This window comes from Stutzerimonas sp. C6.4V (assembly GCF_058536345.1).
The window spans coordinates 332,396-346,666 of the sequence record NZ_JBZUBM010000001.1 but is presented as its reverse complement, the minus strand read 5'-3'; the positions used below and the strand labels follow the sequence as shown (position 1 = coordinate 346,666).

The window sequence follows — 14,271 nt, the reverse complement described above, 5'->3', positions numbered from 1 at the left end:
CTATGCGTCGTTTGCTGAGTCTGCTGTTTTTACTGCTTGCCCTTCCCGCCAGCGCAGGCCTGTTCGATAGTCGACCAAGCGCTACCCTGGGTGGACTGAACAACAGCGCCGACTTTCTGCCCGTACGTGAAGCCTTCCGCCTGAGCCTGGTTGACAGCTCACCCGAGCAGGTCAAGCTGCGTTTCGTTGCCGCCGAAGGCTATTACCTGTACCGGCATCGTTTTCAGTTCGTATCAAGCGATCCGGCGGTCGCTATCGGCGAGGCGCAGCTTCCGGCGGGAGAAGCGAAAACAGACGATTACTTTGGCGAGGTCGAAGTCTATTACGGCGTACTGGACGTCGAGCTGCCAGTGCAAAACCCAGATAGCCGCCCGTTCACGCTACGGGTGACTTACCAGGGATGTGCGGATAAAGGTCTTTGCTACCCTCCGGAAACCGAAACACTTGATATAGGCGACGCAGCAGCCGCCCCATCATCAGGCCCCTCAGTCTCCCCTGGCAGCAATCCCGGTGTCAGCGAAACAGATGACTCGCGTTCGTGGCGTTCAGTCGCGCTGTTCTTCCTGGCCGGGCTCGGTTTGACCTTTACTCCCTGCGTATTGCCCATGCTCCCTATTCTGTCCGGAGTCGTCCTGCGTGGGCAGACCGGCGGAATGCGCAGCTTTCTGCTGTCACTGGCCTATGTGCTGCCAATGGCCGCCGGATTTGCCTTGCTCGGTGCGTTGATGGGTGTATTCGGTGCCGAGCTGAACCTGCAGGCAAGACTGCAATCGCCATGGATCCTCATCCCCTTCGCGGCTTTCTTCGTGGTTTTTGCCCTGGCCATGTTCGGCATGTTCGAGTTGCGCTTGCCACAGGCCGTCAACAGCCGCCTCGACCATCTGGCTGGCAGCGCCAAGGGCGGCTCGTTCATGGGCGCAGCCTTGCTTGGTGCGGTATCCAGCCTGTTGGTTTCGCCCTGCGTATCCGCGCCTCTGGCGGGTGCACTGCTCTACATCAGCGCCAGCGGCGATGCCTTGGGCGGCGGACTGAAGCTGTTCGCTCTAGGGATGGGCATGGGCGCGCCACTTATCCTGTTCGCCACTGGCGGTGGGGCATTGCTGCCTAAGAGTGGCCCCTGGATGGTGACGGTACGCAACACTTTTGGGGTACTGCTGCTGGCAGTTGCCGTCTGGATGCTCGAACGCGTTCTTCCAGGCCCAGTGGCGCTGTTTCTGTGGGGAGCTCTGGCAGCAGGCACGGCGTTGTTTCTCGGCACGCTCGAACTGGTGCAGAAGGCGCCACGGCAGAAACTCGCGCAACTGCTGGGGCTGATGCTCCTGATATACGGCCTGACCGCCTGGATCGGCGCGCTGCAGGGCGGTACGGACCCTTTGCGCCCGCTCCCTCGCCCTGTCTTGTCCGCTGCCAGCGGCACGCCGACCGACAACGAAAGCTGGAACACCGTGACCACGCCGGCCGCGCTCGATGCCCAGCTTTCCGCTGCAAGGGCTGCAGGTCGACCGGCCCTGCTCGACTGGTACGCGGACTGGTGCATCAGCTGCAAGGTGATCGAGCGAGAAGTATTTGCCGACCCGCAGATCGCACCACGCCTGTCCGACTACCAGCTGATTCGCTTCGACATCACCGACAGCAAGCCCGAGCAGCGAGGGCTGTTGGACCGTTACAAGCTGTTCGGACCACCTGCCATTCTCTTCTTTGATCGCTCAGGCGCTGAAATGGCCGACGTACGGGTCGTCGGTGAAATCGACGCCGATCAGTTTTCCAAGCGACTGGATCGCGCCCAATCCTTTTTCTAGACGATTCATTGCGGCAATCTCCAGTCATAATGTCGGCATTTACGCCGATCACGACATGACTGGACAGTCAGCCCCCGCTTCGTGCATAGTTTTTCCCCTCACCGGTATCGGCCCGCACCGCAGCGCTTTCCCGGATAAAAACAAGGACTATTCATGGCGACCTTTCTGGTCTTGCACGGCCCGAACCTGAATCTGCTTGGCACCCGCGAACCTGGCGTATACGGCGCGGTGACGCTGGCTCAGATCAATGAGGATCTTGAACAGCGGGCACGGGATGCCGGCCATCACCTTCTGCACCTGCAGTCCAACGCCGAATACGAACTCATCGAGCGTATCCATGCTGCCCGGAGCGAAGGCGTGGACTTCATTCTGATCAATCCGGCCGCTTTTACCCACACCAGCGTTGCGCTACGTGACGCGCTGCTGGCCGTGAGCATCCCATTCATCGAAGTGCACTTGTCGAACGTGCACAAGCGTGAGCCTTTCCGCCATCACTCCTATTTTTCGGATGTCGCGGTAGGGGTGATCTGCGGCCTTGGCGCCAGCGGCTACCGCCTGGCATTGGAGGCCGCCCTGGAACAACTCGCTGCTTCCTGACAGGCCGTGCATCAAGATGCCCGGCCTCGAAGAAGCGAGCAGCAATGCCCTTTGAACTTACTTGGGAGTCACCGCTTCATGGATATTCGCAAAGTCAAAAAACTGATCGAACTGCTGGAAGAGTCCGGTATCGACGAGCTGGAAATTCACGAAGGTGAAGAATCCGTTCGCATCAGCCGCCACAGCAAGCAGGTGGCCATGCAGCAGCCCTACTACGCCCAGGCGCCAATGCCTGCACCTGCTTCGGCTCCAGCAGCCGCCGCTGCTCCTGCCGCTGATGCTGCTCCGGCCCAGCCGAAGCTCAACGGCACAGTGGTTCGCTCGCCGATGGTTGGCACCTTCTACCGCGCCTCCTCTCCAGAGGCTGCCTCGTTCGTCGATGTCGGCAAGACTGTCAAGAAGGGCGACATCCTCTGCATCGTCGAAGCCATGAAGATGATGAACCACATCGAGGCCGAAACCAGCGGCACCATCGAATCCATCCTGGTGGAGAATGGTCAGCCGGTCGAATACGACCAGCCGCTGTTCACCATCGTTTGAACCGCGGAGATTCAGCGATGTTGGAAAAAGTACTGATCGCCAACCGCGGTGAAATCGCCCTGCGGATTTTGCGAGCCTGCAAGGAAATGGGGATCAAGACGGTCGCGGTGCATTCCACTGCCGATCGGGAACTGATGCACCTGGCCTTGGCAGATGAGTCCGTCTGCATTGGTCCGGCCCTCGCCACAAACTCCTACCTGCATATCCCGTCGATCATTGCTGCGGCTGAAGTGACCGGAGCCACGGCCATTCACCCGGGCTATGGTTTTCTTGCCGAAAACGCCGACTTTGCCGAACAGGTGGAAAATTCCGGCTTTGCGTTCGTTGGTCCGAAAGCGGAAACCATCCGCCTCATGGGCGACAAGGTTTCAGCCAAGGACGCCATGATCAAGGCCGGCGTGCCAGTGGTACCAGGCTCCGATGGCCCATTGCCGGAAGACGAAGCCGAAGCCCTGCGCATCGCCCGTGAGGTGGGTTATCCGGTCATCATCAAGGCCGCCGGCGGCGGCGGTGGCCGTGGTATGCGTGTCGTTCATCGTGAAGAAGACCTGATCAAGTCGGCCAAATTGACCCGTACCGAGGCTGGCGCGGCGTTCGGCAATCCCATGGTTTATCTGGAGAAGTTTCTCGGCAACCCACGTCACGTCGAAGTCCAGGTGCTTTCCGATGGTCAGGGCAACGCCGTGCACCTGGGTGACCGCGACTGCTCGCTGCAACGCCGTCACCAGAAGGTCCTTGAAGAAGCCCCAGCGCCTTACATTGACGAGAAAGCGCGCACTGAAGTGCTCAAGCGCTGCACCGACGCCTGCGTCGAGATCGGCTACCGTGGTGCCGGCACCTTCGAGTTTCTTTACGAGGATGGCCGCTTCTACTTCATCGAGATGAACACACGCGTCCAGGTTGAGCATCCGGTGACCGAGATGGTTACGGGTGTCGACATCGTCAAGGAGATGCTGAGTATCGCCGCGGGCAACAAGCTTTCGATCAAGCAGGAAGACGTGGTGATCCGCGGCCACTCGCTGGAGTGCCGGATCAACGCGGAAGATCCATCGAACTTCCTGCCTAGCCCCGGCAAGGTGAAGCATTTTCATGCACCGGGAGGTTTTGGGGTCAGGGTCGATTCGCACCTGTACAGCGGCTATTCGGTCCCGCCGAACTACGATTCGCTTATCGGCAAGCTGATCACCTATGGCGCCACCCGTGAAGAAGCCATGGCGCGTATGCGAAATGCGCTAGACGAAATCGTTGTCGATGGCATCAAGACCAATATCCCGCTGCACCGGGATCTGGTTCGCGACGAGGGGTTCTGTAAAGGCGGGGTGAACATCCATTACCTGGAAAAGAAACTGGGTATGGATAAGCACTAAGCTGCAAGCTGCAAGCTGCAAGCTGCAAGCTGCAAAAGTATGATGTTGGGGGATCGGCGCTAGCCGATCCCCTTTTTTTATCGATCGCTTCAAGCTTGCGTCTTGAAGCCGTTTGCGGAAGGAAACCCCATGCCCTGGTTACAACTTCGTCTCGCCATCTCTCCGGAACAGGCAGAGGGCCTGGAAGACGCACTGCTGAGCGTTGGAGCAGTGTCGGTCACCTTCATGGATGCGCAGGATCAGCCAATTTTCGAGCCTGACCTGGGCACCACGCCGCTATGGACGCACACTCATCTGCTGGCGCTGTTCGAAAGCGATGTAGATGAGAGCAACCTCCTCGCCCACCTGCAGCTACTGACCGGAGGCGAACTGCCCCAGTACCAGCTCGAGCACATCGAAGATCAGGACTGGGAGCGAAGCTGGATGGATAACTTCCAGCCCATGCGCTTCGGTCGACGGCTATGGATCGTGCCCAGCTGGCATGCAGCTCCTCAACCCGACGCGGTAAACCTCCTGCTCGATCCGGGGCTTGCCTTCGGCACGGGAACGCACCCCACCACCGCGCTCTGCCTGGAGTGGCTGGATGCGCAGACGCTAACGGGCCTGCAGGTACTGGATTTTGGGTGCGGCTCGGGCATTCTCGCCATCGCCGCCTTGCTTCTCGGCGCCGAACGGGCGATCGGCACGGATATCGACATCCAGGCGATCGAAGCATCGCGTGACAATGCGGGACGCAACGGGATAGAGCCAGAGCGCTTCCTGCTGTATCTGCCGGAGCAGTTGCCGGCAGGCCAGGCAGATGTCGTGGTTGCCAACATTCTCGCCGGCCCGCTCGTTACGCTGGCACCCCAAATCATCGAGCGGGTCAAGCCGGGCGGTCGGCTGGCCCTCTCGGGGATTCTGGCCGAGCAGGCTGACGAAGTACGCGCGGCCTATTCCGGGCAGTTCCACCTCGACACGACTGCAGAGAAGGATGGCTGGGTGCGCATCACCGGTACCCGTCACGCCTGACCCCACTCCTCAGCATGCATCTGTCGAGCCTGAGCGTTGGCACTGCCGCAGGCTAGCGGGGATGCGCTAGACTAGCCGGCATTTCCGCCGGACCAGCGCATGACCACTTTCGTCACCCAGTGCCCGCATTGCCGAACCCGCTTTCGCCTCAGCCGCACCCAGCTCACCGCTGCCCGCGGCGCAGTGCGATGCGGTGCCTGCCTTGAAATCTTCAACGCTGCCCGGGACCTGGAAAACGACGACGTATCGCTGGTAAAGGACGTGGGTGTTCGAAGCGCCATTCCTGGCGCTGCGAGCCCTCAACCGCCGTCACCGACGACACCTACTCCTACAGACGAGGCCCGTTGGCTTCACGACGATCTGGACCTTGATGAGCTGGATCTCGATGCAGAGCTGGCAAAGCTGGAGCGGGAGGAGCACGAGCTGGCTCGCGAGCTGCTCCAGCTGGACGCACAGCGAACCAAGGATGACGAGGCATGGGCCGAGCGCCTGATCAGCGCCGAGGATGACCGGCTGCCATCTACGGCAGTCGGCGCTGATTCGACCTCGGCAGCAGAGACCGAGCAAAGCCTCCAGTTGACGCATCTCACCCCTGTGACGACGGCCAACCCCGCTCCGCCAACCCCCTTGAAAGGCACCCACCGCGTTCTGAGCGAACCTGTCACGACGCAGCCCCCACCACGCGCTGAGCCGGCCCTTGGCGCGGGCCCGCCAGATGAGGACGACGAAACCGATGATGCCGTCAGGATCACCGCAACTGGCGAGACCCTCGACTCGCAACCAAGCTCCCGCAATCGGGAAGAGCCGCTGTTCGAACTTGACGAAGAACCCTTGCAGCTGGACTGGGAGGCCCGCCGCAGGCCATGGGGGCGCTGGCTCGGCTGGGGCCTGTTGAATCTGATCGCGCTCCTGGTGCTGGCCGCTCAGTACGTGACCTACAACTTCGACGAGCTCTCGCGCCAGGACGAATACCGTCCCTGGCTCGAAAAAGTCTGTTCATCGCTGGGCTGCGAGTTGCCAGCCAAGGTCGACATCGCCCAGATCAAGAGCAGCAATCTGGTGGTGCGCAGCCACCCGGAGTTCACCGGTGCGCTGGTAGTCGACGCGATCATCTACAACCGTGCCCCGTTCGCACAGCCGTTTCCGCTGCTGGAGGTACGCTTCGCCGACATCAACGGCCAGACACTGGCCAGCCGCAGCTTCAAACCAGGTGAATACCTATCCGGCGAACTCGCCGGGCAACGGGAGATGCCGTCACAGGTCCCCATCCACATTGCGCTGGACATCCTCGATCCCGGTACCAAGGCGGTTAATTACAGCCTGAGTTTCCGCTCTCCCGATTAGGGTTCAGCTTGCCGTAGCACCGCTCCTGGCATCGCGAAACCTGCCACCGCCGGTCGCATTGACGTGCCAATCCGGCTGCCGGTTATAAGCTTGAGGCTGTTCAGATTTTGTTCAGAACAGCCTTTAACCGGTCATGCGTAGCGGGTATTATGCACACCCTTTTTTGCTGTCCCGATCGACCTAACAAGCAGGCTCCAAGCAGGGAATCTCCATGTCAGCGGTACGTATCGGCCCCTACACTCTTCCCAATCGATTGATCCTCGCCCCCATGGCTGGCGTGACCGATCAGCCGTTCCGTCAGTTATGCCGGCGGCTGGGTGCCGGGATGGTGGTTTCGGAAATGGTGACCAGCGACGTGCGCCTCTGGAATAGCCGAAAGTCGCGGCTGCGCCTGCTGCACGACGGCGACCCGGAACCCCGCTCGGTGCAGATAGCGGGTGGCGATCCGCAAATGCTTGCCGAGGCAGCCATGCGCAACGTGGAGCTAGGCGCACAGATCATCGACATCAACATGGGTTGCCCGGCCAAGAAGGTTTGCAACAAGGCGGCCGGTTCGGCGCTGATGAAAGATGAAAGCCTGGTAGCCGAGATCCTCGAAGCGGTCGTAGGAGCGGTTGACGTTCCGGTAACGCTGAAGATCCGCACGGGCTGGGACAGACACAACAGAAACGGGCTGAAGGTGGCAAAGATCGCCGAGCAGTCCGGTATCGCAGCACTGGCCGTACATGGCCGAACGCGAGCGGACCTGTACACGGGAGAAGCCGAGTACGAAACCATCGCTGCGATCAAACAGGCGGTATCGATACCGGTTTTTGCCAACGGAGACATAGACACACCACAGAAAGCCAGACAGGTACTGAACGCCACCGGCGCCGACGCGCTGCTTATCGGCCGCGCCGCTCAAGGCAAGCCTTGGATCTTTCGCGAGATCAATCACTACCTGGCAACGGGCGAGCTGCTGGCGCCACCCACGCTGACGGAAGTCGAAAGCATCCTATTGCAACATCTGGAGGCGTTGCACGCCTTCTACGGGGATGTCATGGGCGTGCGTATCGCCCGTAAGCACGTCAGCTGGTATCTGGCGACACAACCCGGTGCGCGGGAATACCGTGCCCGGTTCAATGGTTTGGAAGACAGGGATGCGCAATGCGCCAGCGTGCGGGCATTTTTTGCCGAGCGCCGAACAGGCCCTGACTCGGGGGATGGAAAAGGGGTGGCTGCATGACGCTGTTGAACGAAACACTGTTAACTGGAACAACATCCGTGAGCGACAACGTAAACCTCAAGCAACACCTGAATACGCCGAGCGAAGCAGGCCAGACCTTGCGCGGGAGCGTGGAAAAGGCGTTGCATAACTATTTCGCCCACCTGGAAGGCGCGGATGTCACGGACGTCTACAACCTCGTGCTTTCCGAAGTAGAAGCGCCGCTGCTCGAAACCGTGATGAATTACGTCAAGGGCAACCAGACCAAGGCCTCGGAACTGTTGGGCCTGAACCGCGGCACCCTGCGCAAGAAACTCAAGCAGTACGACCTGCTGTAAGCCGGAAGTTTTTGCAGCCTCGACATACAGCCAGATCGCTAGCTTTTAGCTTTTAAGCTTCTAGCTTCTAGCTTCTAGCTTCTAGCTTCTAGCTTCTAGCTTCTAGCAAGCTGACCCGAATTGCCCAATCGACTGGAATAACAATGACCGACCAAAGCACTCGCCTTCCCGTCCGCCGCGCGCTGATCAGCGTGTCCGACAAGACCGGCGTCGTTGATTTTGCCCGCGCCCTCGCCGCCCTCGGCGTCGAAATCCTGTCCACCGGCGGCACCTTCAAGCTGCTGCAAGACAACGGCATCGCTGCGGTGGAAGTCGCCGATTACACGGGCTTCCCGGAAATGATGGATGGTCGGGTCAAGACGCTGCATCCGAAGATCCATGGCGGCATTCTTGGCCGCCGTGACCTGGATGGCGAGGTCATGGCTGAGCACGGCATCAACCCCATCGATCTGGTTGCCGTCAATCTCTACCCCTTCGCAGCCACCGTGGCCAAGCCCGGCTGCACGCTGCCCGATGCCATCGAGAACATCGACATCGGTGGACCTACAATGGTCCGCAGCGCAGCGAAGAACCACAAGGACGTCGCCATCGTGGTCAATGCCGACGATTATGACGACGTCATTGAAAATCTCGGAAATGGTGGGCTGACCTATGCCCAGCGCTTCGACCTGGCGCTCAAGGCCTTCGAGCACACTGCTTCCTATGACGGCATGATTGCCAACTACCTTGGAACGGTTGACCAGCGCAGCGAGACACTTTCCACAGAAGGTCGCAGCCTGCTGCCACGCACCTTCACCACCCAGTTCGTCAAGGCGCAGGACATGCGCTATGGGGAAAACCCGCACCAGATTGCAGCCTTCTATGTTGAAACCGCCGACGAAGCCTGTATCGCCACGGCTCGTCAGCTGCAAGGCAAGGAACTCTCGTTCAACAACGTCGCCGACACGGACGCCGCGCTGGAATGCGTGAAAAGCTTCGTCAAGCCAGCCTGTGTCATCGTCAAGCATGCCAATCCTTGTGGCGTTGCGGTGGTTCCGGAAGCCGATGGTGGCATTCGTCAGGCCTACGAACTGGCCTACGCCACCGACAGCGAATCAGCCTTTGGCGGCATCATCGCCTTCAACCGTGAACTGGACGGCGAAACCGCGAAAGCCATCGTCGAGCGTCAGTTCGTCGAGGTGATCATTGCGCCGAGCATTTCCGCCGCAGCCCGTGACATCGTGGCAAGCAAAGCAAACGTGCGGCTACTCGAATGCGGACAGTGGCCAGCAGAACGGGCACCCGGCTGGGACTTCAAGCGAGTCAATGGCGGTTTGCTGGTACAGAGCCGTGACATTGCGATGATCAGCGAAGCCGACCTAAAGGTAGTGACTCGCCGCGCACCCTCCGAACAGGAAATCCATGATCTGATCTTCGCCTGGAAAGTGGCCAAGTTCGTCAAGTCCAACGCCATCGTCTACGCCAGGAACCGCCAGACCGTGGGCGTCGGTGCCGGCCAGATGAGCCGGGTCAACTCTGCCCGCATCGCTGCAATCAAGGCCGAGCACGCCGGGCTGCCGGTAGCTGGAGCGGTCATGGCCAGCGACGCTTTCTTCCCGTTCCGCGACGGCATCGATAACGCAGCCAAGGCGGGTATCACCGCAGTAATCCAGCCTGGCGGCTCCATGCGCGACGCCGAAGTCATCGCGGCTGCAGACGAGGCGGGAATCGCCATGGTATTTACCGGCATGCGCCATTTCAGACACTAACAGCGAGCCGCAGGCCACAAGCTGTAAGCCACAAGCGAGAAGCGTATATGCCTTTACTTGCAGCTTGCAGCTTGCCGCTTGCAGCTCTCTGCGCAGGAGAGACCCATGAATATCTTGATCATCGGCAGCGGCGGCCGCGAGCACGCGCTGGCCTGGAAGGTCGCGCAGGACCCACGTGTCGATAAGGTTTTCGTTGCCCCAGGTAATGCCGGCACCGCAACCGAGACAAAATGCGAAAACGTGGCAATCGACGTCCTGGCCATCGAGCAACTGGCAGACTTCGCAGAGAAGAATGTTCAGCTGACCATCGTGGGTCCTGAAGCCCCACTGGTCAAAGGCGTGGTCGACCTGTTTCGTAGCCGCGGCCTCGATTGCTTTGGCCCGACCGCTGCCGCTGCGCAACTGGAAGGTTCAAAGGCCTTCACCAAGGATTTCCTGGCTCGCCATCAGATTCCCACCGCCGACTACCAGAATTTCACCGAGATCGAGCCGGCGCTGGCCTACCTGCGGGAAAAAGGCGCACCAATTGTAATCAAGGCCGACGGCCTGGCGGCCGGCAAGGGCGTGATCGTCGCCATGACGCTGGCAGAAGCCGAGGAAGCGGTACGCGACATGCTTTCCGGCAATGTCTTCGGCAGTGCTGGCTCGCGGGTCGTCATCGAGGAGTTTCTCGACGGCGAAGAGGCGAGTTTCATCGTGATGGTCGACGGCGCGAACGTGCTGCCAATGGCCACCAGCCAGGACCACAAGCGCGTGGGCGATGGAGACAGCGGACCGAACACTGGCGGCATGGGGGCCTACTCACCGGCGCCGGTCGTAACCGCAGATGTGCATCAGCGGGTCATGGACGAAGTCATCTGGCCCACCGTCAAGGGCATGGCCGCCGAAGGCAATGTGTACACAGGCTTCCTCTACGCAGGCCTGATGATCGACCGCAGCGGCGCACCCAAGGTGATCGAGTTCAACTGTCGCTTTGGCGACCCGGAAACGCAGCCAATCATGCTGCGGCTGCAGTCCAGCCTTGTGCTGCTCGTCGAGGCAGCGTTGGCCAAGGCGCTGGACAGGATCGAGGCGCAGTGGGATCCACGGCCAAGCCTGGGTGTGGTGTTGGCGGCTGGCGGCTATCCCGGCGACTATGCCAAGGGGACCCCGATTCAGGGACTGGACGAGGCTGGCAAGCTGGACGGCAAGGTCTTCCATGCTGGAACGGGCCTGAAGGATGGCCAGATCGTGACTACCGGTGGTCGCGTATTGTGCGCCACGGCCATGGGCGAAACGGTAGCCGATGCCCAGCAGAATGCTTATGCGCTGGCCGCGCGCGTGGAGTGGGACGGGCATTTCTATCGTCACGACATTGGATACCGCGCCATTGCTCGCGAACAAGGCGAGAGCTGACGTCCCTGGACGTGATGCGCGCTGCTGCCTATCCGCTCGTGGTTGCGTGCATTACAGCATCTTGTTCTCATGCCTATAATCCGCCGTCAATGAGCTGAAGGGACTTCAATCGTGCGTCGACTCCGGGTCGCCATCGCTTTAACCTTCAGTCTCATGCTGGCTGCGCTGAGCGCTTCTTTGCCCAGCGTGGCAGCACCGGTCGAGCCCTCTGCCCCATCACCAGCAACCGACACCCAGGCTTCGCCGCAGAACTGGCGCCTGCTGATCGATCAATCAGGCCAACTCACACTCGAGGAGATACTCGGTCAACGCGGCCTGTTCCAGCGTATCGAAAAACTGTCCTACGCAGCGCCAGCCAGCGAAAATGCCGTCTGGCTACAGGTAAGCCTGCCACCCTTCGCCCACCCCAACTGGCTCTGGGTCTTCGCACCCCGTGTGCAATATCTCGATTTCTACCTCCTGCGCGACGGCGAGCTGGAGCGGCATGTTGAAACAGGCGAGCTGAAACCGCTTGAATCGCGCCCTCTGCCGGCCCGTGCGTATCTGTTTTCGTTGCCAAATGACGGGGCACCTCGCGAGGCGTACATACGCCTGCAGTCGTCGCATCCGATCACCGCCTGGTTCTATACGGTCGACGAGCGAGGCCTCGTGGAACAGGCCCGCCCGGCTTATCTATTCGGTGCATTGTTCGGCGCCTTGTCCCTGTTGCTGATCTACAACCTGCTGCGTTTCGCCTACACGCTCAGCTATAGCCATATCTGGCTGGCGCTGCTGCACGGCGCATTACTAACCTGCGCCGTAGCCAATCTGGGCCTGCTCGCTGTGTGGGTACCTCGGTTGCTTTACAGCCAGCCACTGGTTGCGGACATGGCTGCCCTGCTTGCCTGCATTTCGCTGCTGGTGTTCACCCTGGGCTTTTTCCAGCACCGGCGCAGGCGCTGGGTCAGCTGGATGCTGTCGACCCAGGTGGCCCTTGTCGTGGCACTGGCGGCGATCATCATCTTCACAGGCCAGCTTTGGTACAGCTGGCTTATCTATGTCATGGTCCTGGCGGCCGCCGCCAGCGTGACGCTGGTTGCCTTTCACCATTGGCGACTCCAATACGATCCAGCTCGGCTGCTGGTCGCCGGCATGCTCATCTTCGACGCAGGTTTCATATCTGTTCTGCCGGTTCTGCTGGGTTTGAGCGAACTTGATCCCAACTGGCTCACCGGTGTGGTGTTCAGCATGGCGACCTGTTCGGGGCTGATTCTTAGTTTCGCTCTGCTTGAGCGGCAGCGGCAGATCCAGGCTGACAATCGTAATCAGCACACTGCCGAGGCGGTCACCAGCGCAGAACTGCGCACCAAGGCAGACTTCCTGGCCAAGATCAGCCACGAAATTCGTACACCCATGAACGGCGTACTGGGCATGAGTGAGCTGTTGCTCAGCACTTCGCTGTCCGCGAAGCAGCGCGACTATGTCCAGACGATCCACAGCTCGGGCAACGAGTTGCTCAACCTCATCAACGAGATCCTGGATATTTCCAAGCTGGAATCGGGACAGATCGAACTGGATGACGTTCAGTTCGACCTCAACGCACTGATCGAGGACTGCCTGGGTATCTTCCGTGCCAAGGCGGAACAACAAAAGGTCGAACTCATCAGCTTCATCCAGCCGCAGATGCCGCATGTAGTCGCCGGGGACCCGACACGCCTGCGCCAGGCCTTGCTCAACCTGTTGGATAACGCATTCAAGCAAACCGACGAAGGCGAAGTGCTGGTGATTGCCGCCATCGATGACAGCAATGAGCAACCGCGCCTGCGCATAACGGTCCAGGACAGCGGCCGCCCGCTGGAAGCGCAGGAACGCGACGCGCTGCTCAATGCCGCCCTGGACAGTCGCGACTTCCTCGCCGCGACCCGTCATGGCGGTCGACTAGGCCTGATCATTGCCCGCCAGCTTGTTCATCTGATGGGGGGCGAGTTCGGCATACAAACCAGCGGTCTGGCCGGAAATACCCTTTGGATCAGCCTTCCGCTCGGCGCCGAGGTCCTCGAGCAGCCGCACGGAGATCTGGACCTTTCGTTGAAAGGCACCCGTTTGCTCGTTGTGGACGACAACGACACCTGCCGCAAGGTACTCAGTCAGCAATGCAGCAGCTGGGGCATGGAAGTCAGTGCCGTCGCATCCGGCAAGGAGGCTCTGGCGCTACTGCGCACCAAGGCCCATCTGAACGAGTATTTCGACGTAGTTCTGCTCGATCAGGACATGCCCGGCATGACGGGCATGCAGCTGGCCAGCAAGATCAAGGAAGATTTCAGCCTCAACCATGACATTCTCCTGGTGATGCTGACAGGCATGAGCAGCGCACCCAGCAAGATCATCGCTCGCAACGCCGGCATCAAGCGCATCCTGGCCAAGCCTGTTGCCGGTTATACCCTGAAGACGACACTGGCCGACGAACTGGCCCGACGCAACACAGTCCCGACGTTGCGTCCCACCACCACCCAGTCGAGCACGCCCTTGTCAGTACCGGATGACTTCCGGATTCTGGTTGCCGAGGACAACAGCATTTCCACCAAGGTCATCCGCGGCATGCTGAACAAGCTGAACCTCAAGCCGGACACGGCCAGTAATGGCGAGGAGGCTCTGGCCGCCATCAAGGCGCAGCCCTACGACCTGGTGCTGATGGATTGCGAGATGCCGGTGATGGATGGATTCCAGGCCACCGCACAGTTGCGCAGCTGGGAAATTGCCGAGAACCGGCCGAGAACGCCTGTGGTGGCGCTGACCGCTCACATTCTCAGCGAACATCGCGAGCGTGCCAGGGAGGCAGGCATGGACGGACATATGTCCAAGCCGGTCGAAATGTCCCAGCTTCGCGAGCTGATCGAGCACTGGGTCGAGGTTCGGGCCACCAAGACCGAGCCCGACCCGCAACCCTGA

The 14,271-nt window shown here is 60.4% G+C and carries 11 protein-coding genes; all 11 read left to right on the top strand.

Going from position 1 to position 14,271, the window contains the following annotated elements; all coding sequences use genetic code 11:
* The first annotated feature begins 2 nt into the window (after nucleotides 1-2).
* Nucleotides 3-1,799 carry a protein-disulfide reductase DsbD gene (locus AC4LFW_RS01605; protein ID WP_491817216.1) on the top strand — a complete coding sequence of 599 codons (1,797 nt, stop codon included), beginning with the start codon at nucleotides 3-5 and terminating at the stop codon, nucleotides 1,797-1,799.
* A 153-nt stretch (nucleotides 1,800-1,952) separates the two neighbouring features.
* On the top strand, nucleotides 1,953-2,396 hold the full coding sequence (gene aroQ, locus AC4LFW_RS01600; RefSeq protein ID WP_491817214.1) for a type II 3-dehydroquinate dehydratase: 444 nt from the start codon (nucleotides 1,953-1,955) through the stop codon (nucleotides 2,394-2,396).
* 78 nt (nucleotides 2,397-2,474) lie between these two features.
* Nucleotides 2,475-2,936 carry an acetyl-CoA carboxylase biotin carboxyl carrier protein gene (accB, locus tag AC4LFW_RS01595; RefSeq protein ID WP_491817212.1) on the top strand — a complete coding sequence of 154 codons (462 nt, stop codon included), beginning with the start codon at nucleotides 2,475-2,477 and terminating at the stop codon, nucleotides 2,934-2,936.
* 17 nt (nucleotides 2,937-2,953) lie between these two features.
* Nucleotides 2,954-4,303 (top strand): acetyl-CoA carboxylase biotin carboxylase subunit, encoded by a 1,350-nt coding sequence (gene accC / locus AC4LFW_RS01590; RefSeq protein WP_491817210.1) that lies wholly within the window; start codon nucleotides 2,954-2,956, stop codon nucleotides 4,301-4,303.
* 129 nt (nucleotides 4,304-4,432) lie between these two features.
* A complete protein-coding gene (gene prmA / locus AC4LFW_RS01585; RefSeq protein WP_491817208.1) occupies nucleotides 4,433-5,314 on the top strand; it encodes a 50S ribosomal protein L11 methyltransferase in 882 nt (293 codons plus the stop codon).
* A 99-nt stretch (nucleotides 5,315-5,413) separates the two neighbouring features.
* The gene (locus AC4LFW_RS01580; RefSeq protein ID WP_491817206.1) at nucleotides 5,414-6,658 is read left to right on the top strand and encodes a DUF3426 domain-containing protein; all 1,245 of its coding nucleotides are present in this window, start codon (nucleotides 5,414-5,416) and stop codon (nucleotides 6,656-6,658) included.
* Between the two features lie 211 nt (nucleotides 6,659-6,869).
* On the top strand, nucleotides 6,870-7,883 hold the full coding sequence (dusB, locus tag AC4LFW_RS01575; protein WP_491817204.1) for a tRNA dihydrouridine synthase DusB: 1,014 nt from the start codon (nucleotides 6,870-6,872) through the stop codon (nucleotides 7,881-7,883).
* Entirely contained in the window at nucleotides 7,880-8,200 is a 321-nt protein-coding gene (fis, locus tag AC4LFW_RS01570; RefSeq protein WP_021208373.1) for a DNA-binding transcriptional regulator Fis, read from the top strand. Before dusB ends, fis begins: the two co-directional genes overlap by 4 nt.
* 143 nt (nucleotides 8,201-8,343) lie before the next feature.
* Entirely contained in the window at nucleotides 8,344-9,948 is a 1,605-nt protein-coding gene (gene purH / locus AC4LFW_RS01565) for a bifunctional phosphoribosylaminoimidazolecarboxamide formyltransferase/IMP cyclohydrolase (RefSeq protein WP_491817202.1), read from the top strand.
* Nucleotides 9,949-10,053: 105 nt separating this feature from the next.
* Complete coding sequence (gene purD / locus AC4LFW_RS01560; protein ID WP_491817200.1) at nucleotides 10,054-11,343, top strand: phosphoribosylamine--glycine ligase; 1,290 nt, start codon at nucleotides 10,054-10,056, stop codon at nucleotides 11,341-11,343.
* Nucleotides 11,344-11,454: 111 nt separating this feature from the next.
* On the top strand, nucleotides 11,455-14,271 hold the full coding sequence (locus AC4LFW_RS01555) for a response regulator (RefSeq protein ID WP_491817198.1): 2,817 nt from the start codon (nucleotides 11,455-11,457) through the stop codon (nucleotides 14,269-14,271).

Coding starts and splice junctions, on each gene's coding strand:
- dusB (WP_491817204.1), top strand. CDS start 6,870: ATGTCAGCGGTACGTATCGGCCCCTACACTCTTCCCAATCGATTGATC.
- purD (WP_491817200.1), top strand. CDS start 10,054: ATGAATATCTTGATCATCGGCAGCGGCGGCCGCGAGCACGCGCTGGCC.
- aroQ (WP_491817214.1), top strand. CDS start 1,953: ATGGCGACCTTTCTGGTCTTGCACGGCCCGAACCTGAATCTGCTTGGC.
- AC4LFW_RS01580 (WP_491817206.1), top strand. CDS start 5,414: ATGACCACTTTCGTCACCCAGTGCCCGCATTGCCGAACCCGCTTTCGC.
- purH (WP_491817202.1), top strand. CDS start 8,344: ATGACCGACCAAAGCACTCGCCTTCCCGTCCGCCGCGCGCTGATCAGC.
- accC (WP_491817210.1), top strand. CDS start 2,954: ATGTTGGAAAAAGTACTGATCGCCAACCGCGGTGAAATCGCCCTGCGG.
- fis (WP_021208373.1), top strand. CDS start 7,880: ATGACGCTGTTGAACGAAACACTGTTAACTGGAACAACATCCGTGAGC.
- AC4LFW_RS01605 (WP_491817216.1), top strand. CDS start 3: ATGCGTCGTTTGCTGAGTCTGCTGTTTTTACTGCTTGCCCTTCCCGCC.
- accB (WP_491817212.1), top strand. CDS start 2,475: ATGGATATTCGCAAAGTCAAAAAACTGATCGAACTGCTGGAAGAGTCC.
- prmA (WP_491817208.1), top strand. CDS start 4,433: ATGCCCTGGTTACAACTTCGTCTCGCCATCTCTCCGGAACAGGCAGAG.